The sequence below is a fragment of the Mesorhizobium sp. M0848 genome (genome assembly GCF_040319805.1).
Lineage (GTDB): Bacteria > Pseudomonadota > Alphaproteobacteria > Rhizobiales > Rhizobiaceae > Mesorhizobium.
On record NZ_JAMYOM010000021.1, the window covers coordinates 97,132 to 116,614 of the forward strand.

General features: G+C 62.0%; 20 protein-coding genes. 14 read left to right on the plus strand and 6 right to left on the minus strand.

The window, feature by feature from the left end; all coding sequences use genetic code 11:
- Positions 1-28: 28 nt before the first annotated feature.
- A complete protein-coding gene (locus NKH95_RS23190) occupies positions 29-610 on the minus strand; it encodes a TadE/TadG family type IV pilus assembly protein (protein ID WP_023811380.1) in 582 nt (193 codons plus the stop codon).
- 137 nt (positions 611-747) lie between these two features.
- Complete coding sequence (locus tag NKH95_RS23195) at positions 748-1,170, minus strand: pilus assembly protein N-terminal domain-containing protein (RefSeq protein ID WP_013533687.1); 423 nt, start codon at positions 1,168-1,170, stop codon at positions 748-750.
- A gap of 323 nt (positions 1,171-1,493) precedes the next feature.
- Here NKH95_RS23195 and NKH95_RS23200 point away from each other — a divergent pair, with 323 nt between their 5' ends.
- The 9 genes from NKH95_RS23200 (at position 1,494) to NKH95_RS23240 (ending at position 10,598) form a co-directional block, all read left to right on the plus strand.
- Positions 1,494-1,676: a Flp family type IVb pilin gene (locus tag NKH95_RS23200; RefSeq protein ID WP_023811379.1), complete on the plus strand. Its 183-nt coding sequence runs from the start codon at positions 1,494-1,496 to the stop codon at positions 1,674-1,676.
- Between the two features lie 172 nt (positions 1,677-1,848).
- Positions 1,849-2,367, plus strand: a complete 519-nt coding sequence (locus NKH95_RS23205; RefSeq protein WP_023811378.1) for an A24 family peptidase — start codon at positions 1,849-1,851, stop codon at positions 2,365-2,367.
- Positions 2,368-2,581: 214 nt separating this feature from the next.
- Entirely contained in the window at positions 2,582-3,394 is an 813-nt protein-coding gene (gene cpaB, locus NKH95_RS23210; protein WP_023811377.1) for a Flp pilus assembly protein CpaB, read from the plus strand.
- Positions 3,391-4,911 (plus strand): type II and III secretion system protein family protein, encoded by a 1,521-nt coding sequence (locus NKH95_RS23215; RefSeq protein WP_023811376.1) that lies wholly within the window; start codon positions 3,391-3,393, stop codon positions 4,909-4,911. The genes cpaB and NKH95_RS23215 overlap by 4 nt, the downstream gene beginning before the upstream one ends.
- Positions 4,912-4,925: 14 nt before the next feature.
- Positions 4,926-5,663 carry a CpaD family pilus assembly protein gene (locus tag NKH95_RS23220; RefSeq protein WP_352439646.1) on the plus strand — a complete coding sequence of 246 codons (738 nt, stop codon included), beginning with the start codon at positions 4,926-4,928 and terminating at the stop codon, positions 5,661-5,663.
- 38 nt (positions 5,664-5,701) lie between these two features.
- Positions 5,702-6,991 carry a CpaE/TadZ family protein gene (locus tag NKH95_RS23225; RefSeq protein ID WP_032909185.1) on the plus strand — a complete coding sequence of 430 codons (1,290 nt, stop codon included), beginning with the start codon at positions 5,702-5,704 and terminating at the stop codon, positions 6,989-6,991.
- 29 nt (positions 6,992-7,020) lie between these two features.
- Positions 7,021-8,523: a TadA family conjugal transfer-associated ATPase gene (locus tag NKH95_RS23230; RefSeq protein WP_352439645.1), complete on the plus strand. Its 1,503-nt coding sequence runs from the start codon at positions 7,021-7,023 to the stop codon at positions 8,521-8,523.
- A 29-nt stretch (positions 8,524-8,552) separates the two neighbouring features.
- A complete protein-coding gene (locus tag NKH95_RS23235; protein ID WP_352439644.1) occupies positions 8,553-9,566 on the plus strand; it encodes a type II secretion system F family protein in 1,014 nt (337 codons plus the stop codon).
- Positions 9,567-9,575: 9 nt separating this feature from the next.
- Positions 9,576-10,598: a type II secretion system F family protein gene (locus NKH95_RS23240; RefSeq protein ID WP_023811371.1), complete on the plus strand. Its 1,023-nt coding sequence runs from the start codon at positions 9,576-9,578 to the stop codon at positions 10,596-10,598.
- Between the two features lie 84 nt (positions 10,599-10,682).
- On the opposite strand, the gene NKH95_RS23245 is transcribed toward NKH95_RS23240, so the two are convergent.
- Positions 10,683-11,504: a tetratricopeptide repeat protein gene (locus NKH95_RS23245; protein ID WP_127295366.1), complete on the minus strand. Its 822-nt coding sequence runs from the start codon at positions 11,502-11,504 to the stop codon at positions 10,683-10,685.
- Positions 11,505-11,620: 116 nt separating this feature from the next.
- Between NKH95_RS23245 and NKH95_RS23250 the strand changes: the two genes are divergently transcribed.
- The 5 genes from NKH95_RS23250 to pdeM all read left to right on the plus strand — a co-directional run bounded on the left by NKH95_RS23250 (position 11,621) and on the right by pdeM (position 17,629).
- On the plus strand, positions 11,621-12,985 hold the full coding sequence (locus NKH95_RS23250; RefSeq protein ID WP_352773384.1) for a leucyl aminopeptidase family protein: 1,365 nt from the start codon (positions 11,621-11,623) through the stop codon (positions 12,983-12,985).
- 72 nt (positions 12,986-13,057) lie between these two features.
- On the plus strand, positions 13,058-13,408 hold the full coding sequence (locus tag NKH95_RS23255; protein WP_013533675.1) for a MarR family winged helix-turn-helix transcriptional regulator: 351 nt from the start codon (positions 13,058-13,060) through the stop codon (positions 13,406-13,408).
- A gap of 30 nt (positions 13,409-13,438) precedes the next feature.
- Positions 13,439-14,299 carry a C40 family peptidase gene (locus NKH95_RS23260; protein WP_352554704.1) on the plus strand — a complete coding sequence of 287 codons (861 nt, stop codon included), beginning with the start codon at positions 13,439-13,441 and terminating at the stop codon, positions 14,297-14,299.
- Positions 14,300-14,366: 67 nt separating this feature from the next.
- Positions 14,367-16,916, plus strand: a complete 2,550-nt coding sequence (locus tag NKH95_RS23265) for a ligase-associated DNA damage response DEXH box helicase (RefSeq protein WP_352893321.1) — start codon at positions 14,367-14,369, stop codon at positions 16,914-16,916.
- A complete protein-coding gene (pdeM, locus tag NKH95_RS23270; RefSeq protein WP_352554706.1) occupies positions 16,913-17,629 on the plus strand; it encodes a ligase-associated DNA damage response endonuclease PdeM in 717 nt (238 codons plus the stop codon). The genes NKH95_RS23265 and pdeM overlap by 4 nt, the downstream gene beginning before the upstream one ends.
- 25 nt (positions 17,630-17,654) lie before the next feature.
- Here pdeM and NKH95_RS23275 read toward each other — a convergent pair whose 3' ends face one another.
- The 3 genes from NKH95_RS23275 to NKH95_RS23285 form a co-directional block, all read right to left on the minus strand.
- Positions 17,655-17,792 (minus strand): SEL1-like repeat protein, encoded by a 138-nt coding sequence (locus NKH95_RS23275; protein ID WP_352773530.1) that lies wholly within the window; start codon positions 17,790-17,792, stop codon positions 17,655-17,657.
- Positions 17,793-17,804: 12 nt separating this feature from the next.
- Positions 17,805-18,428 (minus strand): tetratricopeptide repeat protein, encoded by a 624-nt coding sequence (locus NKH95_RS23280; protein ID WP_352773377.1) that lies wholly within the window; start codon positions 18,426-18,428, stop codon positions 17,805-17,807.
- Between the two features lie 117 nt (positions 18,429-18,545).
- A complete protein-coding gene (locus NKH95_RS23285; RefSeq protein WP_352773374.1) occupies positions 18,546-19,481 on the minus strand; it encodes a dimethyl sulfoxide reductase anchor subunit family protein in 936 nt (311 codons plus the stop codon).
- Positions 19,482-19,483: the final 2 nt, after the last annotated feature.

Genomic DNA, 19,483 nt, shown 5'->3' on the forward strand with positions numbered 1-19,483 from the left:
CTTTTCTTATACTGCTCGTGCATTCCGCTCAGTTGTCGAACGGCTCGTTCTGCCAGGTCACCGATGCGAAATGCAGGGTCTTGTTGCCGCCCATCGACTGCGCCAGCAGATCGGTCATAACAGGCCACTTGTAGAAGACCCGAAGCATGTTCCTCGACTCCGCCGCACCCGCTGTCACTGAGAACGATTGGGTTGCGGTGCCTTTCGTCAGTACGACATCGCCGTTCTGGATCTTGAAGCCAGCCGTGGCCGCATCGGCGAACGACGTATATTGGCGAAGATCCACCAGCAGTTGATTGGGACAATCCTGGGAAACGATGATCTGCAGTTTCGTGCAGATCATGTCCCTCAAATTGGTTCCGGCAACGTCAGCCGCCCTCAACTGGCCGGTGCGCAGCTTGCGCGCCACATCGTCGGTGACGTTGGCCATCACCTCCTGGCCGGCAAACGAGATGCAGCTTTCCAGAATGGCAAAGACAAGCAGCGCGAAGGGGACTGAAAGGATCGCGAATTCGATTGCCGTGGCGCCGTGCCGGTCACGAAGGAAGCGGGCGAAAAACCTTCGGCGTCCCGCTCTGTGGTCGCCTGCGCAGCCGAATTCCGTGCTCATGTCCAATCCTGCCGATCTCTATGCGGTCTCGGAAGGAGCATTAGCGCAAACCGATTGAGGTCCGGTTTGGATGATCGTTAAAGTCGGCGCAGGCCTCTTAACCAGCCAATAACCGGAACGGCAGTCGGCAACGCCACCTATCGGCTGACGCTCATCTCCGCTTCCGAAGACTTCTCCGCTTCGCTCTTGTACGAGCTTTCGCAATAGGGTGTGCACGACATCGTCTGGATTTCGGCGCGCCGATAGATGCGCACGGACGAGGCGGCTTGCCGCACCACGGTAACCTGCTCGTCGACGATGGGGCTGCCGTCCGTATCGAGCACAACCAGATTGGTGACCCCAAAGCCTTTGCCGGTGAGCACGATCGTTGAAGCGTCCTGCACCGAAGCGTCGGCGATTGCCGGGTTGCCGACCACGATGGTGTCGGCGGGACGCGACAGTTTGACGATCTTGGCCTGGTTCATCGTGACCTCGATGCCGGCGCCGGCCATGGCGGGCGCGACGAAGCTCGAGACGGCAAGAAGCGCGGCAATCAGGATTGACGATCTCGGCTGGGCCATTGAGGCGCTCCACGCAGGCGGACTGATCAACGGAACATGAACGAGATTGGTGAACCAACGGTTAAGCATGCGGTGTCGCCAATGATGCGATGGCAGACAAGGACGCCCGCCGGGCGCTGTCCGGAAGTCCACAAACCCGGGGCGAGAAGGCTCAGTGGTATATTAGCCCCAGGTTAACCACGCAATATGTTCGAACCGGGAAAGGAATCGGTAAGGCTGTTTCTTAAGCCGATCGAAAGAGCTTCTCCCTAGATTGGCAGCATCCGATCAACCATCACAGAAGTTGACGGAAGTGCTGTAACACGTGGAGTAGGAGCTCTCGAATGTCTAATCTCATCGCACGTTTTGTGAAGGACGAATCCGGCGCGACCGCTATCGAATATGGTCTGATCGCCGCTCTCATCGCGCTCGCCATCATCACTGGCGCCGGCACGCTCGGCAATGCGCTCAATGCTAAGTTCACCAACATCGGAACCACCTTGAACGGCACGCCGAGCGGCAGCTGATCGGCCTTATCGCCGAGCATTTGGATTGCGTTCTGGAAAAGGGCCGCCACGTGGTGGCCCTTTTTCTATGCCGCCGCCAGTATAGGTCGTCTTTTCGTTCCTGGCCTCATCAATCGTTAATCGAACATACTTAGATTGAGCCCCGTGAAATCGGACAATAGGCATAGCGCCGATGCTTGAAGCCCTGATCTTCGTCGTCTTTCCGTTCTGCATGCTGTTTGCCGCGATCTCCGACATGCTGTCGATGACGATCGCCAATCGCGTGCCGGTGCTGCTCGTCGTCGTTTTCGCGCTGGTCGCGCCGCTGACGGGTATGGACTGGGCGGTCTATGGCGGACATTTCGCCGCCGGCGCCCTGGTCCTGGCTGTGACGTTCGGCCTGTTTGCAATGGGCGGCATGGGCGGCGGCGACGCCAAGCTTCTGGCCGCCAGCGCGATGTGGATGGGCCTCAATATCAATCTCGTCGAATATTTTGTCGCCTCGACAATCATCGGCGGCCTGCTGACGCTCGCCATCATCCTCTACCGGAAGTCGCTGCTTGCGGCCGTTACCGGCCAAAATCCGTTTCTGCGCCATTTCGCCGACGAGGCAAAAGGTGTCCCCTATGGCGTCGCGCTCGGCCTTGGCGGGTTGCTGACCTATCCGGATTCGCCTTTGATGGTATGGGCGCTTGCCAGGCTGGCGGCTTGAGCACGATCTTATTTTTATTGTCTGTCAGCATTGCCGAAACCCCGTTCTCAACAGGGCCGGCCCGGCCATTTTGGCCGTCCAGACCACATTCCGGCTAATTTATGTAAACCTTAAATTAATCACGATCGTAAGCATTACATTAACCTTGTTTTGACGATTGCCGCTGCAAAGTCCGGCTTGGCTACGTGGTTTGCCAGGGCAAGGGTTCGGACAAATGCCAGCATCGCGATTGATAATTCTGAGCGTGGCGGTGGCTGCGGCGGGTGGCGCTGGCTATGTCGCGAAGAACATGGTGGCACCGCCGCCCCAGGTCGTCGTCGATTCCGGTCCCCAGGCCCCGGCAGTGGCACTCCAGGATGTGCTTGTGCTTTCAGGCGACGTTCCGATGGGCAGCCCGATCCAAAACAACATCGCCTGGCAATCCTGGCCCGCCGACGGCGTCAACGCGAATTTCATCACCCGCACCGCCGAGCCCGAGGCACTGGACAAGCTGAAGAGTTCCGTTGCCCGTGTGGCGATGTATGCCGGAGAACCGCTGCGGCGGTCCAAGCTGATCGGCGAGGGGCAGAGCTTCATGTCGTCGATCCTGCCTTCCGGCATGCGGGCGGTCGCCACGGCCATCTCGGCCGATACGTCGGCCGGCGGCTTCATTCTTCCCAACGATTTCGTCGACGTCATCATGACCCGCAGGGCCGATGCCGCCAGCGGCGCCGCCGGCTTCAACACCGAGACCATCCTCAAGAACATCCGCGTCCTGGCCATCGACCAGACCATTCAGGAGGACGAGGAAGGCAAGAAGACCAGGGTAGGTCAGACTGCAACGCTGGAACTGACGCCCAAGCAGGCGGAGATCATCACCGTCGCCCAACAGATGGCGGATCGCCTGACCCTGGCGCTGCGGGCAGTCGCGGACACGCAGGAAAAGAATCTGGGTGAGGCCGACTATCTCGTTTCCGGCAATGGCCGCAGGGGAACGGTGAGGCTGATCAAGTCGGGCGAAGTTTCCGAAGTGGGAGCAAGGAAATGAGGCTAAGCGGTAAACTGCCGGCAATTGTAGCCGCGGCGTTCGGCCTGCTGCTCGTCGGATCGAATTTGCAAGGCAGCGTCGTCGAGGCAAAGAACGCGCAGGTCACGGCATCGACGGCCACCCAGCGCGTCAAGCTCGGCCTCAACAAGTCTGTGGTCATCGACCTGCCGAGCGATGCCTACGACATTCTCGTTGCCAACCCGGCAGTTGCCGATGCGGTGACCCGCACCGCGCGGCGCATCTATCTGTTCGGCAAGGCGGTCGGCGAGACGAACATTTTTGTCTTCGGCCCGAATGGCGAGCAGATCGTCAGCCTGGACCTGGCTGTCGAACGCGATGTTGCCGGCCTTGAGGATTATATCAGGCGCTTCCTGCCGACGTCCACCATCAAGGTGGAACTGCTCAACGACAACGTCGTCCTGACCGGAACGGTCGACACGCCGCTGGACGCAAAACGCGCGGTCGACCTGGCGACGATCTTCGTTTCGGGTGGTGAAGCGACGACGGGACAATATTCGCAGACGGCGGCCGGCGGTTCGGCCCAGAGCGGTGTCGACATCAACAACCCGGACCAGGAGCGCCGCACCAGCAAGATCGTCAACCTGCTGCAGATCATTGGCGACGACCAGGTCACGCTGAAGGTCACGGTCGCCGAAGTCAGCCGTTCGGTGATGAAGCAACTTGGCGTCAACATGGTCGGCAGCGGTGGCAGCAACGGCATCAGCTACGGCTCGATCAGCGACAACTTCACCGGCCTTGGCAAGCAGCTGTCGAATTCGGGCTTCCAGATCGGCGCGTCGGGGCTGCAGGCCTATATCAACGCCATGGAGCAGTCCGGGGTCATGAAGACCTTGGCCGAGCCGACCCTGACCGCCGTATCAGGCGAGAAGGCGACCTTCAAGGTCGGCGGTGAATACAATATGGTGAGCAGCGTCTCCCAGAACGTATCCTCCGACAACCAGACTGGCCTGAAAACCTACACCCTCGACAAGATCGAGTACGGCATCGGCCTGGAATTCCAGCCGGTGGTGTTGTCTCCCGGCCGCATAAGCCTGAAGGTCAGGACGTCGGTTTCCGAGCCGACAACCGAGGGATCCGTATCGCTCTCCTCGGGCGTGACCAGTCCCGGAATGAATGCCCTGTCGCTGCGCAAGCGTCTTGCCGATACGACGGTGGAACTGCCCTCAGGCGGCTCCATGATGATCGCCGGCCTGGTTCGCGACGATGTCAGGCAAGCCGTCAATGGGTTGCCCGGACTGACAAAGATACCGGTGCTCGGCGCGCTCTTCCGCAGCAGGGACTTCGTGCGCAACGAGACCGAGCTCGTGATCATCATCACGCCCTATCTGGTGAAGCCGGTAGCACGCAACGACCTTGCCAAGCCGGACGACAATTTCAACGCCGCCAGCGATGGCGCCGGCATGTTCCTTGGCCGCGTCAATCGCGTCTACGGCACCATGCAGACAGACAAGCCCAACGGCCGCTACCACGGCGTTGTCGGCTTCATCTACAAGTGAGCGGGGAAGCGGACATGTCTCAGTCAGCATTGAAGGCAAGCACCATCGCGGCAGCGATGCGCTTTGGCCGCTCGCGGGTCTGCCGGGGAGCCGTTCCTGTCCTGGCGGTTGCGGTGGCGGCTCTGCTGGCCGGCTGCGCCCAGCGCGACAGCATCACGGTCGGCGCCATTCCGGACGATTACCGCACCAACCATCCGATCGTGATCGCCGAGAAGAATCAAAAGATCGACCTCCCGGTTGGTGCCGGTGACCGCGGCATGACCGGCTCTCAGCGCGATACACTTCTTGGCTTCCTCGATGGCTATGACAGAAGTGCCGCCCCGACGCTGACGATCCAGGTCCCGAGCGGATCGGCCAACGAGGTCGCCGCGACCGCGGCGGCCCGTGATTTCGCCCGGCTCGCGATCGCCAGCGGCGTCAAGCGCAACCGGCTTGTCGTCACCTCTTACCAGGCCGCCTCGAGCGAGATATCCTCGCCGGTCCGCGTCGCTTATGTTGCGGTGAGGGCGCAGACCGACAAATGCGGACGCTGGCCAGCCGACCTCGTCGATACGTCGGAGAATAAGCACTATGCCGACTTCGGCTGCTCCTATCAGAACAATCTTGCCGCCCAGATGGCCAACCCGGCCGATCTGCTCGGCCCGCGCAAGCCGTCCACAATCGATGCTGAAAATCGCGGCGCGGTGATCGATGTCTACCGTGCAAGAGGCATTTCGGATGAGTTCCTGGGCAATTCGGAAGTAGACTACTAAGCCGCCAGTCTCGGATAGAACAGGCCACGGGAAAGAGCATGACGATGAGCAACCTTGCCTACGACGCCCCGGTGGATGGCAGCGATACCTCGCAGCAGGACATCGCCGCGATGCAGGCGTTGCGGCCGATCCCGCGCATCTCGATCCAGGCATTCTGCGAGACCGAGGGTGTCGCCAACCCGGTCGAGCGCGCCGGCGAGGACCGCCGCATGACGAAGGCGCATCTCAAGGTCCATATGGGCGGCGTCCCCACCGCCATCGAATTCTACCAATCGGCGCCGACGCCCAACCTGATCCTGCTGGAATCGCGCAGCGAGCCCAAGCAATTGCTGGAACAACTCGCCCAGCTTTCGGAATATTGCGATCCGACGTCGAAGGTGGTGGTGATCGGCCACTACAATGATGTCGGCCTTTACCGCGAGCTCATCCGCAACGGCATTTCCGAATATGTGATCGCGCCGGTCTCGATGGCCGACATCGTCAGCGTGGTGTCGTCGATTTTTATCGATCCGGAAGCCGAGCCGCTCGGCCGCTCGATCGCCTTCGTCGGCGCCAAGGGCGGTGTCGGCTCCTCGACGATCGCCCACAATGTGGCTTGGGCGATGTCCTCCCTGTTCAAATCCGAAGTGGTCGTCGCCGATCTCGATCTGGCTTTCGGCACCGCCAACATGAATTTCGACCAGGATCCGGCGCAAGGCATCGCCGAGGCGGTGTTTTCACCGGAACGCATCGATGAAGTCTATCTCGACCGGCTGCTGACCCAGTGCGCCGAGCATCTGTCGCTGCTGGCAGCACCTTCGACGCTCGAACGGGTCTATGATTTCGATCCCGAGGCCTTCGTTCAGCTCATCGACACCGCCCAGCGCAGCGTGCCGCTTCTGGTGCTAGACGTCCCCCATGCCTGGACGGGCTGGACCAAGAACACCCTGGTCAAGGCCGACGAGATCGTCATCACCGCGACACCGGAACTTGCCAATCTGCGCAACACCAAGAACCTCGTCGATATGCTCAAGCGGCTTCGTCCCAATGATCCGCCGCCCAAGCTGATCATCAACCAGGCCGGCGTGCCGAAGCGCCCGGAGATTTCGCCGTCCGACTTCGCCGAGCCGCTCGGCTTGTCGCCAATGTCGGTCATTGCTTTTGATCCGTTGCTGTTCGGCAATGCCGCCAACAACGGACGCATGCTTGGCGAAATGGATGCCAAGAACCCGGTCGTCGCGATGATCAACGAAATGGCGCATGTGCTGACCGGGCGCAGCGAAATCAAGATCAAGAAGAAGGCCGGGCTCGGCAGCCTGCTCGGCAAGCTCTCGCGCAACAAGAAGTGACGCTTCAGCAGTGGAATCGGTAGTCGATCATGTTTGGTAAAAGAGGCAGCGACGACGGCAACCGGTTCACGCCGGAATTTCGCCAGCCAGCACCGGCGCCCGTTGCGCCGCCGGCTGCAGGTTCCATGGACACGGCGGTTCTGACCCGGCCCGCGGCGGCGCCAAGCGCGCCTGTCGCACCGCCGGCGCGCCGTGCGGTCGAGGCACCGCCATTGGCGCCTGAGCCGAAGCGGGCACAGCGCGAAAAGAGCGAAACTTATTACGATACCAAGAGCCAGGTCTTCTCCGCGCTCATCGACACCATCGATCTGTCGCAGCTTTCCAAGCTTGATCCTGAAAGCGCGCGCGAGGAAATCCGCGATATCGTCAACGACATCATCGCGATCAAGAACTTCGCAATGACGATCGCCGAGCAGGAAGAGCTGCTCGAGGACATCTGCAACGACGTGCTCGGTTATGGGCCGCTCGAGCCGCTGCTCGCCCGCGACGACATCGCAGACATCATGGTCAACGGCTCCAGGAACGTCTACATCGAAGTCAACGGCAAGGTCGAACAGACCGGCATCCGCTTTCGTGACAACCAGCAGCTCCTCAACATCTGCCAGCGCATCGTCAGCCAGGTTGGCCGCCGCGTCGACGAATCCAGCCCGATCTGCGACGCGCGCCTTCCCGACGGCTCCCGCGTCAACGTCATCGCGCCGCCACTCTCCATCGATGGCGCCACGCTCACCATCCGCAAATTCAAGAAGGACAAGCTGACGCTCGATCAATTGGTCAAGTTCGGCGCCATCTCGCCGCAGGGCGCCGAAGTCCTCAAGATCATCAGCCGTGTTCGCTGCAACATCGTGATCTCGGGCGGCACCGGTTCGGGCAAGACGACGCTGCTCAATTGCTTGACCAACTATATCGACCGCGAGGAGCGCGTCATCACCTGCGAAGACTCGGCCGAGCTGCAATTGCAGCAGCCGCATGTGGTACGCCTCGAAACCCGCCCGCCCAATCTGGAGGGCGAGGGTGAGGTGACGATGCGTGACCTGGTCAAGAACTGTCTGCGCATGCGGCCCGAGCGCATCATCGTCGGCGAAGTGCGTGGACCCGAAGTGTTCGATCTGCTGCAGGCGATGAACACCGGCCATGACGGCTCGATGGGCACGATCCACTCGAACAGCCCGCGCGAATGCCTGAACCGTATCGAATCCATGATTGCCATGGGCGGTTATTCGCTGCCGCAAAAGACAGTGCGCGAAATCGTCGTCGGCTCCATCGACGTGATCATCCAGGCGGCGCGCTTGCGCGACGGATCGCGCCGCATCACCCACATCACCGAGGTGATCGGGATGGAAGGCGACGTCATCATCACGCAGGACATCGTCCTCTACAACATCAAGGGCGAGGACGCCAACGGCCGGCTGCTGGGTGAGCACGTATCGACCGGCATCGGCCGTCCGCATTTCTGGGAGCGTGCACGCTATTACGGCGAGGAGCAGCGTCTCGCCATTGCGCTCGAGGCGATGGAGAAACGCGCTGACTGACGTATGCTGGGGTGTAAGGGTTCGGGCCAATGTTTGGAATTGACGGCACAGTACTGGCGTTTGTCGTGCTCGCCGGCTTCAGCGCCGGCGCCGTCGCCTATGCATTTCTGTTCACCCGGATCAGCAACGAGAAACAGGCCGGCAAGCGGCTCGAAACGATCAGGACCGCCGAGACGGATCGCTCCGTCGTCAAGGCCTCGCGCGACCGCGTGGCGGAAGCCACCAAGCGGCGCAAATCGGTTCAGGATTCTCTCAACGAACTCGACGCCAAGCAGAAAACCAAGGACAGCCGCGTCAAGAAACCGCCGCTGAAAGCCCAGCTTCGTCAGGCCGGCCTCAAGACCACCATCGAGCGTTTCTATATATATTCCGCAATATGCGGCATCGTTTTGACGATGGTCGCCTTTGTGGCCGGAGCCCCGCTGATCGCCTTGCCGGGCGTGCTGTTGGCCGGGGGGCTGGGCCTGCCGCGCTGGTTCGTCACGTTTCGTCGCGCCCGCCGGGTCAAGGCATTCCTCAACGAATTTCCAAACGCGCTCGACATCATCGTGCGCGCGGTCAAATCCGGCCTGCCGCTGAACGACGCCGTGCGCTTGATCGCCAACGAATCGCCCGAACCCGTGAAGACCGAGTTTCGCCGCATCGTCGATTCACAGCAGATGGGCCTCTCTATCCCCGACGCGACCTTGCGCATGCCCGAAACCATGCCTTGCACCGAGGCAAGCTTCTTCGGCATCGTTATCCAGATTCAATCGCAGGCCGGCGGCAATCTCTCCGAGGCGCTGGGCAATCTTTCGCGCGTGCTTCGCGATCGCAAGAAGATGAAAGCCAAGGTCGCGGCGCTGTCGATGGAAGCGAAGGCGTCCGCCGCGATCATCGGTGCGCTGCCCTTCATCGTCGCCTTTCTCGTCTACCTGTCGAGCCCGGCCTACCTGATGCCGCTCTTCAACACCAGCGTCGGAAACCTGATCCTTGGTTGCTCTGCGGTCTGGATGTCGATCGGCATCCTGGTGATGCGCAAGATGATGAACTTCGAAGTCTAGGATGCTGGCATGACCGAGCAAGTCATCAAGACCCTGACGGATCCGAGCTTCCTGATCGCGATGCTGGTCGCGATAGCGGTGTTTGCGACCGTCCTCACCTTGCTGCCGGCGTTTGGCGGAAACCAGCTCAAGTCACGCATGAAATCCGTTGCGCTGGAACGCGACGAACTGCGTGCGCAACAGCGCGCCCGGCTTGCGGTCGAGGCCGACCGCCGTCGCAAGGGCTTGCGCGAGGAACAGTCGATCGGCATGCGCAACATTGTCGACCGGCTGGATCTGAGACGCGCGCTCGCCGATGAGAGCACATTGCAGAAACTCAAGGTGGCCGGTTTTCGTGGACAGAATCCGCTGACGCGGTTCCTTTTCTTCCGTCTCGTGCTTCCTTTTGTCGGTTTCGCGCTGGCCGCAATCTACATCTTCGTGCTCGGAGGGCTGCCCGACAAGCCACTGGTCATCAGGCTGTTCGTCTGCGTCCTCGTTGCTTACGGCGGCTTCTACGCACCGGTCATCTACGTCAACAACCGCGCCACCAAGCGCAAGCAGTCGATCCAGATGGCATGGCCGGATGGGCTCGATCTGATGCTGATCTGCGTCGAATCGGGCATGTCGGTGGAAGCGGCACTGCGCAAGGTCGCCGACGAGATCGGTGCGCAATCGGTGGCGCTGGCGGAAGAATTCATCCTCACCAACGCCGAGCTTTCCTATCTGCCGGAGCGCAAGCAGGCCTACGAGAACCTGGCAAGCCGCACCGGCCTGGATTCGGTCAAGTCGGTGTCGCAGGCGCTCGTCCAGGCCGAGCGTTACGGCACGCCGGTGGCGCATGCACTGCGCGTGCTTGCCGCCGAAAGCCGCGACATGCGCATGAATGCGGCCGAGAAGAAGGCGGCCGCCCTGCCGCCAAAACTTACCGTGCCGATGATCCTGTTTTTCCTGCCGGTGCTCTTCGCCATCATTTTGGGTCCCGCCGGCATTCAGGTCAGCCAACGCGGTATCTTCGGCGATCATGCGGCGCCGGCAACAAACGCCCAGTAGCGGCGAGGTAAATTCCTGCATTCCCTCAAACGAAGAAGCCGCGCATGCAGCGCGGCTTCTTCGTTGGGCATCGGGATTGTGGTCTCAGTTGGTCGCGGATTTCGGCTTGTCCTGGTCCTTGAGCTGGCTCCAGGCATTCTGCTGGGCCAACATCTGCCTGAGATAGGCGACGTTTGCCTGCGCCTGTTCGGGCGAGAGCTCCTGCGAGGCGATCTTCTCGGCCTCGTCGAACCGGCCTTGCAGGCCGACGACCAGTGCCAGGTTCTGGCGGACGCGGCTGTCCGCATTCGGCTGCTGCGCGGCCGAGCGCATATAGGTTTCGGCGGTGCGCAGGTCACCTTCCAGCACATACGACATGCCAAGATTGGAGAGCACGGAAGGCTCGTTCGGCTTGAGGTCGAGCGCCTTGCGGTAAAGCTGGCGTGCATCGTCCTTCTGGCCAGTCTGGTCGAGAATGGCCGCTTCGGCCGACACCAGCTTCCAGTCGGGATATTCCGGTGTTTGAGCGCGGCGCACGGCGTCGAGCGCCGCCTCGAACTGGCCATTGGCGGCCAGCGCCTTGCCATAGGAGGCAAGCACGTCACGATCCTTGGGGAAAGCGATGGCGAGCTTGCGCATCACGGCGAGCGACTGATCGGCGTCGCCATCCATCTGCAATGCCGCCGCATAATTCGTCGCGATCCGCTTGTCGTTGGGGTTCTTCGCGTAGGATTGGCCGAGTGCGCCGGTGGCATTGTGCAGTTCCCCGGCCGACATGCTTTCCAGCGGTTTGCCGCCGGTGCGTGCGATAGAGCCGGTGGAGAGCTTGTCGGTTCCGCAACCGGCGACGCCCGCCGCCAGCGCCAGCACAAGGGCCGTGATGATGAGCCGTTTTCCCCTGGCATCGATCCTGCGGTTGGTCGGCATGGCCACCTAAGCCTCCATTCATGCGCGGCCATTGCGTGGCCGTCTTCCCTCCCGCAGAAATATTCTGTTAACCCTAACGGACGGTTAAGAATGGCGACTCACACGGAGAACATCGCATGCCTGTCGAACTCGTCGGGAAGACATTGCCGGGCGCGCTGCCGGTCCATCTGATCGCCAGGGACGGTCTGGACGCGGCCGGCCTTGCGCCGGCCGCTGTCGCCTGGGCCAGGGCCAACGGCTTTTCCGGCGAGGCAGGCAGGACGCTGGTCGTGCCCGGCGAAAACGGGGCGCTCGGCGGCGCCTTGTTCGGCGTCGGCGATGGCGAGGGCGCGCTCGCCCTCGGCGCACTGTCGAAGGCCTTGCCGGAAGGCGACTGGCATTTCGCCTCGGCGCCGGTCGAGCCCGAACTCGCGGCCACCGCACTGGTGCTCGGCGGCTATGTCTTCACCCGTTACGGCAAGAAGTCAGGCAGGGCGCTGCGCTTCGGCCTGCCGGCAGGCGTCGATGCCGGGCGCGTTCGCCGCATTGCCGATGGCGTCTTCCTGACACGCGATCTGGTCAACACGCCGACCAGCGATATGGGCCCGGAAGATTTGGAGGAGGCGGTGCGGACCCTGGCTGCCAGGCACAAGGCCGAAGTCTCGGTGGTCAAGGGTGACGATCTCCTCGACCGGAATTTCCCGATGATCCATGCTGTCGGCCGTGCGTCGGCCGGCGCGCCGCGCCTGATCGATATGCAGTGGGGGCAGCAAGGGGCGCCGAAGGTAACGCTGGTCGGCAAGGGCGTCTGCTTCGACACGGGCGGTCTCGACATCAAGCCATCGTCCGGCATGCTGCTGATGAAAAAGGACATGGGCGGTGCCGCCAATGTCCTTGGCCTTGCCTCGATGATCATGGCTGCCGGGCTGAATGTGCGGCTGCGCGTGCTCATTCCCGCGGTCGAAAATTCGATTGCCGGCAACGCCTTCCGGCCCGGGGACGTGCTTGCGAGCCGCAAGGGCATCACTGTCGAGATCGGCAACACGGATGCCGAGGGGCGGCTGGTGCTGGCCGACGCGCTGGCGCTGGCCGACGAGGAGGAGCCGCAGCTTCTGATCGACATGGCGACGCTGACCGGGGCTGCCCGTGTCGCGCTCGGCCCCGATCTGCCGCCGTTCTACACCGGCGACGAAATGCTGGCATCCGATCTTGCGGCGGCTTCCGTCGCGGTCGAGGATCCGCTGTGGCGCATGCCGCTGTGGCAGCCATACGATGCAAAATTGTCGTCGAAGATCGCCGACATCAACAATGTCACCCCGGATGGTTTCGCCGGCTCGATCACCGCGGCGCTGTTCCTCAAGCGCTTCGTCGAAAAAACCGCGGGCTGGGCGCATTTCGACATCTTCGCCTGGAACCCGGCTGACCGTCCGCATGGCCCCGCCGGCGGTGAGGCACAAGGCATCCGCGCGCTGGAGCGGATCATCGCGAAACGCTACGGCTGACGGTTGCAGGCGAGAGACGGCAATCGCTTTGACTGAAACGGAACCGAAACAATTTGCCGTCATGCTGGCGCGATGTCGATTGCGATGCGCCCGAGCCAGGCCTTGCGACTGTGGCAGCAGGTGATGCTGTCGCAGGTGCGCGACGACGCGCCCGATCTGACCATGCGCCAGACGGCAATCCTGTTCACCATCTATCTCGATCCGCCGCCGCACACCGTGCGCGGGCTCGCCGCGCGCCTCAATGTCACCAAGCCCGTGATCACCCGCGCGCTCGACACGATGGGCGCTTTGAAACTCGTCTCGCGCCATCGCGACGAACTCGACAAGCGCAATGTTCTGATCAGGCGCACGGTCGAGGGCGCGCTCTTTGTTGAGCGCTTCGGCGATGGTATCATCGCCAAGGCGCTCGAACTGCCGATGTGAGCGAATTACCTTTTCAACAGAGTGCTCGATTTGACTGCCAGGGATGCCCGCCTTCACGCTTTTCGCTCCGACCTTGCCGATGCACGGCTGAAGGGCGAGGTCGCCGCCGAGCGCTTCGTCGCCGGCCGGCCGGCGCGGGTCACCGCCTCAGTGGCCGATATGCGCAAGGCGCCGCGGCCGGACGCCGGGGTCAACACGCAACTTTTGTTCGGCGACGATGTCCTGGTCTTCGATGTCGCTGAAGGCTGGGCCTGGGTTCAGGCCGAACGCGACGGCTATGTCGGCTACGTCGCCGACACGATGCTGGGCAAACGGGACCATGCGCCGACGCACATCGTCTGCGTGCCGCGCACCTTCCTCTACCCCGGGCCGGATCTGCGCTTTCCAATCGCCGGACAATTGTCGATGGGATCGACGGTGACAGTGACGGAGGCCGCCGAGACGCGCGGTACGCACTATGCGGTCCTGCCTTCCGGCGAGGCGCTGATCGCAGGTCACCTGCGGCCGCTCAGGGAAGCTGCCTCCGACTATGTCGCGGTTGCCGAGGCGTTTCTCGGCACGCCCTATCTCTGGGGTGGCACTTCCGGTTTCGGCATCGACTGTTCGGGGCTGGTGCAACTGGCGATGCGCATGGCCGGCAGCGACGTGCTGCGCGATTCCGACATGCAGGCGGCGACACTTGGCGGGCCGCTGGAACCGGCACCTGATTTCTCCGGGTTGCGACGTGGCGATCTGGTGTTCTGGAAGGGCCATGTCGCCGTCATGACCGATGCCGACACGATGATCCACGCCAACGGCCACACCATGCTGGTGTCGCACGAGGGACTGAAAGACGCCGTCGCGCGCATCGGCTATCTCTATGGCAGCCCGACAGGGTTTCGGCGGCCTTAGGGAAGAACGATCCCCTTTTGTTCCGATTCTTCTTGGCGATTAGCCGCCGTCGCGCTACCTCTGGCGGGTGACAGAGCAGCCGCGCCTTGCCGAACAGAATGCCGCCGTGGCCCTGCCCGAACCATTCATCAGATGGTTTGGCGAGAAAGGCTGGTCGCCGCGCGCCCATCAGATCGAACTTCTGGCAAAAGCCCAGGCCGGGCAATCAGTCCTGCTGATTGCGCCGACCGGTGCCGGCAAGACGCTGGCCGGGTTCCTGCCTTCGCTCACCGAACTGGCCAACCGGCCCAAGAGAAAGCCGGGCCAGGCGCGCCGCGGTATCCACACGCTCTACATCTCACCGCTGAAGGCACTGGCCGTTGACATCGAGCGCAATCTCGGCAAGCCGGTGGAGGAAATCGGCCTGCCCGTCACCATCGAGACGCGCACCGGAGATACGCCGGCGCACAAGCGCCAGCGCCAGAAGCTGGTGCCGCCCGATATCCTGCTGACCACGCCCGAGCAACTGGCGCTGCTGATAGCGGCAGGCGATGCAAAACGTTTCTTCGAGGATCTGCGCTACGTCGTGCTCGACGAACTGCACTCGCTGGTGACGTCGAAACGCGGGCATCTGCTGGCGCTCGGTCTGGCGCGGTTGCGCAGCTTTGTCCCCGGTCTGCAGACGATCGGCCTGTCGGCGACTGTGGCCGAACCGGACGAGTTGCGGCGCTGGCTGGTCAGCCAGAATCCGCCCAAGGGTTCGACAGGCCATGACATGGCCGAACTGATCGTCGTCACCGGGGGCGCGAAACCGGAGATTTCCATCCTCGATTCCGAAGAGCGAGTGCCATGGGCGGGACATTCGGCGCGTTACGCCACGCCGGAAATCTATCGCGAGATCAAGCGCCACAAGACGACCCTGCTGTTCGTCAACACGCGCAGCCAGGCGGAGCTGCTGTTCCAGGAATTGTGGCGGGTCAACGAGGATACGTTGCCGATCGCGCTGCATCACGGTTCGCTCGACGTCGCCCAGCGCCGGCGCGTCGAAAAGGCGATGGGAGAAAACGCGCTGCGTGCCATCGTCGCCACCTCGACGCTCGACCTCGGCATCGACTGGGGCGATGTCGATCTGGTCGTGCATGTCGGCGCGCCGAAGGGGGCGAGCCGGCTGGCGCAACGCATCGGCCGCGCCAACCACCGCATGGATGAGCCGTCCAAGGCGATCCTCATCCCGGCCAACCGCTTTGAGGTGCTGGAATGCCGGGCCGCCCTCGATGCCAACTATCTAGGCGCGCAGGACACGCCTCCCTTGATCGATGGCGGGCTCGATGTACTGGCCCAGCATGTGCTCGGTTGCGCCTGCGGCGCGCCGTTCCGTGCCGATGATCTGTTCGAGGAAGTGCGAACGGCAGCACCCTATGTCAGCCTCGACCGGCCGACTTTCGACCGCGTCATCGACTTCGTCGCCACCGGCGGCTATGCGCTCAAGAATTACGAACGCTACGCCCGCATACGCCTGAACAAGGATGGGTTCTGGCGGGTGTCCAATCCTCGTATTGCCCAGCAATACAGGTTGAATGTCGGCACCATCATCGAGGTGCCGGCGCTTAACGTGCGCTATGTGCAAGCAGGCAGCAAGGGCGCGGCTTCGCGTGGCGGCCGGGTTCTCGGCAAGATCGAGGAGGCCTTCCTCGAAACGTTGACGCATGGCGACACCTTCATGTTCGCCGGCAAGGTGCTGCGCTTCGAAGGCATCCGCGAGAATGAATGCTTCGTGTCGAACGCGCCCGACAGCGATGCCAAGGTGCCTTACTATGGCGGCGGCAAGTTCCCGCTTTCGACCTATCTCGCCGAACAGGTCCGCATCATGCTGGACGACCCGCAGCGATGGAAGAAGCTGCCCGAGCAGGTCGCCGACTGGCTGCGATTCCAGGCCGACAAATCGGTGCTGCCCAAACGCGATGACCTGCTGATCGAGACCTTTCCGCGCGGCAACCGCCACTATCTGGTGGCTTACCCGTTCGAGGGCAGGCTGGCGCACCAGACGCTCGGCATGCTGCTCACCCGCCGCCTCGACAGAGCAGGAGCCAGGCCGCTCGGCTTCGTCGCCACCGATTATGCCTTGGCGATATGGTCACTGGGCGACATGGGCGCGATGTTCAAAGCCAGGAAGCCTTCGCTTGGCGCGCTTTTCGACCAGGACATGCTGGGCGATGACCTCGAAGCCTGGCTGGCCGATAGCTGGCTTCTCAAGCGCACTTTCCGCAATTGTGCACTGATTTCGGGATTGATCGAGAAACGCCACCCCGGCCAGGAAAAGAGCGGCCGCCAGGTCACGGTCTCGACCGACCTGATCTACGATGTGCTGCGCAGCCATGAACCGGACCACATCCTGCTTCAGGCGACACGCGCCGACGCAGCGACCGGTCTGCTCGATGTCAGCAGACTTGCCGACATGCTCTCGCGCATCCAGGGTCGAATCGTGCATAAGGCACTCGAACAGATATCGCCGCTCGCCGTGCCGATCATGCTCGAGATCGGCAAGATGCCGGTCCATGGCGAAGCCGATGAAACGCTTTTGATGGATGCGGCGACATTGGTCGAGGAGGCCATGGGGCCGGGAATGGGTGTGGAATGAATTTTTCGCTGGCGCGCACATCGCTGATCGCCGAGGCCGATCTCGTCGGCATCGCCGGCGAGCGCGCTGTCTGCGACCCGCGCGGCGTGCTCTATTTTCCGGATCTGCGGCTTCTGGCCGTGTCCGATCTGCATCTGGAAAAGGGTTCGTCGCTGGCACGCCGCGGCACGCTGATTCCGCCCTACGACACCGGCGCGACCTTGCTGCGGCTTCAGGCGGTGATATCAGACTACCAGCCGTCGATCGTCATCAGCCTGGGCGACAGCTTTCACGATGGCGGCGGCGCCCAGCGTATGCATGCAAGCTTCCGCGAGCGGCTGGAAGCGCTGATATCAGGCCGGCAATGGTTCTGGGTTGCCGGCAATCATGATCCGGAAGCGCCAGCCGATCTGCCCGGCGAAACGGTGCGTGAACTTGCTATAGGCTCGCTGCTGTTCCGGCATGAGCCGTCGAAGCAGCGTGTCGAAGGCGAAATAGCGGGCCATCTGCATCCCTGCGCCCGCATAGTCCAGCAGGGCCGCTCGGTGAGGCGCCGCTGCTTTGCCGGCGACGGCGGCCGCATGATCATGCCGGCCTTCGGCGCCTATACCGGCTCGCTCAACGTGCTCGACCGCGCCTATGCCGGGCTGTTCCGGCTGGACACGCTGATGGCTTATATGCTGGGCGCCCAACGCATCTTTGCCATTTCCGGCTCGATGCTGCGGCCGGGCTGAGGTCGCCGCTTAGTCTTGATGGAATTCAAGTTTTCTTCAATGCTGCCTGTATGCGGTCGAGCGCCTCTTCCGCACCATTATGCCCTTGCGCTGCGGAGCGTTTCAGCCATTGGACAGCAAGCTCGATATTCTTCTCGACACCAACGCCTTTCAAGTACATCACGCCCAAGTTGAACTACGCTTTGCCGTTATTTTGCTGCGCGGCCTTCTCGTACCAATAAAAGGCCAGCTTGTCGTTTTTATCCACGGCCTCGCCGGTCAGGTAGGCAGTGGCCAAGTTTACCTGCGCGTCAACGTTGCCTTGTTCCGCTGCTTTGGTCGACCAAAGAACCCCATCGGCACCGCTTTGGGGTACTCCTTTGCCAAGAAAATACATGTATCCAAGATATTGCTGAGCCTCGACCAAACCTTGAACAGCGGCACCGCGCCAAAGTTCCACCGCTTTCGCATCGTCTTGCTGAACGCCTTTTCCCCAAGAATACAAAAGACCAAGATTCAACTCGGCCACTGCCATGTCCTGATCCGCCGCCTTATCCCACCATTCGGCAGCCTTGGAATAATCCAGAGGCACACCAAGCCCCCTGGAATACAGAAATCCGACATTAAACTGCGCAGTGATATCGCCCCCTAAGGCGAGGGCCGTCCATTCTTTGTACGCTTCTGTATAATTCTTCGCCTCAAAGGCGGCGTCGGCTTCGAGCGCGCCTGCTATTAAATCGTGGGAGGCAAAAACCAAAATGCCTGCAACGCAAACCCCTCGTGCGAGATGCGACGCTAAATTGAAGGGAGTGAGGATCATCGCCTGCTATGCCAATCCGGAAGATGCCGTTCCTAGAACTACGACACATTCTTCCGAGCCACAACTTACGACAACACTAACTGACATCCAGCAATTGCGAGGGCATGTTGGCGTTCCCTACCCGCCGTAGTAGAGCGTGACGGTGTGCTTCGCTTCGGCGAAAAACAGCCAGCGTTCGACCAACATGCCGGCGAACTGCACGATCACGGCGAGCACCGACAGCGCCGCTGCGAAGGGCCAGGGTAGGGCGAAAGCAGCCGCGAGCAGCAGGGCGGGCAAGGCAAAGGCCAGACCCTGTGCGATCTGGCGCAGCCGCGCGCTGTGTTTGCGTGCAATGCGAAAACCCATTTCCTTGAGTAGATAATTCTCCTCGGTGTGGGGCCATTCCAGCGACCGCACCGTGCCGCCGGCCAGCCCGGTCGCGGTGTTGGCGGTGGTCGGAATTTCCAGCCGGTCATTGTAGCGCCAGGTCGCCAGCTTCCAGCTCCAGCCGAGCAAGGTCAGGAGCATGGAAGCCACCAGAAGAATTTTCGAGCCGACAGCAAAACCTTGCAGCAGCGCATTCAGAAGCATGCTGCCGGTCATCGCCGAAAAGATCAGATAAGCCGGCAGCGTATAGCGGCTGTGCCATTGGGCGATCGGCTTCAGCGACGCGTAGATCATGCCTGTGGTGCAGACGGTGACGACGGCACCACAGGCCGTCAGCAATCCGGCCACCGTCACCCAACCGCCGCTGCTGCCGAAAAACACCCAGCCGATGCCGAACAGTCCCGCCGGGATAAAAGTAATGACCGAGGCAACGCCTTCGCGCGACAGCCAGGAACTGCGCCACTGCGAGAAGGCCCGCCAGGCGCGTTCGGGGCGGCCGAGATGACCCGTCGAGGACAACAGTCCGGCTACGATCAAGCCGAGCGCCAGCCCCATGCCGATGAAGCCCAGCCAGAAATCGGGCGGGATGATCTGGAAGCCTCCGAACATGCCCAGCAGAGCCAGCAGTCCATAGCCGGCGCCGGTGGCGGTGGTGAAGAAGACGACGGAGAAGGCTGGATGCATGG

Bases quoted from the DNA above. Each gene is read 5' to 3' on its own strand.
- NKH95_RS23240 (WP_023811371.1), top strand. From the start codon at position 9,576: ATGACCGAGCAAGTCATCAAGACCCTGACGGATCCGAGCTTCCTGATC.
- NKH95_RS23225 (WP_032909185.1), top strand. From the start codon at position 5,702: ATGACGATGAGCAACCTTGCCTACGACGCCCCGGTGGATGGCAGCGAT.
- NKH95_RS23195 (WP_013533687.1), bottom strand. From the start codon at position 1,170: ATGGCCCAGCCGAGATCGTCAATCCTGATTGCCGCGCTTCTTGCCGTC.
- NKH95_RS23280 (WP_352773377.1), bottom strand. From the start codon at position 18,428: ATGATCCTCACTCCCTTCAATTTAGCGTCGCATCTCGCACGAGGGGTT.
- NKH95_RS23190 (WP_023811380.1), bottom strand. From the start codon at position 610: ATGAGCACGGAATTCGGCTGCGCAGGCGACCACAGAGCGGGACGCCGA.
- NKH95_RS23245 (WP_127295366.1), bottom strand. From the start codon at position 11,504: ATGCCGACCAACCGCAGGATCGATGCCAGGGGAAAACGGCTCATCATC.
- NKH95_RS23235 (WP_352439644.1), top strand. From the start codon at position 8,553: ATGTTTGGAATTGACGGCACAGTACTGGCGTTTGTCGTGCTCGCCGGC.
- cpaB (WP_023811377.1), top strand. From the start codon at position 2,582: ATGCCAGCATCGCGATTGATAATTCTGAGCGTGGCGGTGGCTGCGGCG.
- pdeM (WP_352554706.1), top strand. From the start codon at position 16,913: ATGAATTTTTCGCTGGCGCGCACATCGCTGATCGCCGAGGCCGATCTC.
- NKH95_RS23215 (WP_023811376.1), top strand. From the start codon at position 3,391: ATGAGGCTAAGCGGTAAACTGCCGGCAATTGTAGCCGCGGCGTTCGGC.
- NKH95_RS23220 (WP_352439646.1), top strand. From the start codon at position 4,926: ATGTCTCAGTCAGCATTGAAGGCAAGCACCATCGCGGCAGCGATGCGC.
- NKH95_RS23230 (WP_352439645.1), top strand. From the start codon at position 7,021: ATGTTTGGTAAAAGAGGCAGCGACGACGGCAACCGGTTCACGCCGGAA.
- NKH95_RS23285 (WP_352773374.1), bottom strand. From the start codon at position 19,481: ATGCATCCAGCCTTCTCCGTCGTCTTCTTCACCACCGCCACCGGCGCC.
- NKH95_RS23250 (WP_352773384.1), top strand. From the start codon at position 11,621: ATGCCTGTCGAACTCGTCGGGAAGACATTGCCGGGCGCGCTGCCGGTC.
- NKH95_RS23255 (WP_013533675.1), top strand. From the start codon at position 13,058: ATGTCGATTGCGATGCGCCCGAGCCAGGCCTTGCGACTGTGGCAGCAG.
- NKH95_RS23205 (WP_023811378.1), top strand. From the start codon at position 1,849: ATGCTTGAAGCCCTGATCTTCGTCGTCTTTCCGTTCTGCATGCTGTTT.
- NKH95_RS23200 (WP_023811379.1), top strand. From the start codon at position 1,494: ATGTCTAATCTCATCGCACGTTTTGTGAAGGACGAATCCGGCGCGACC.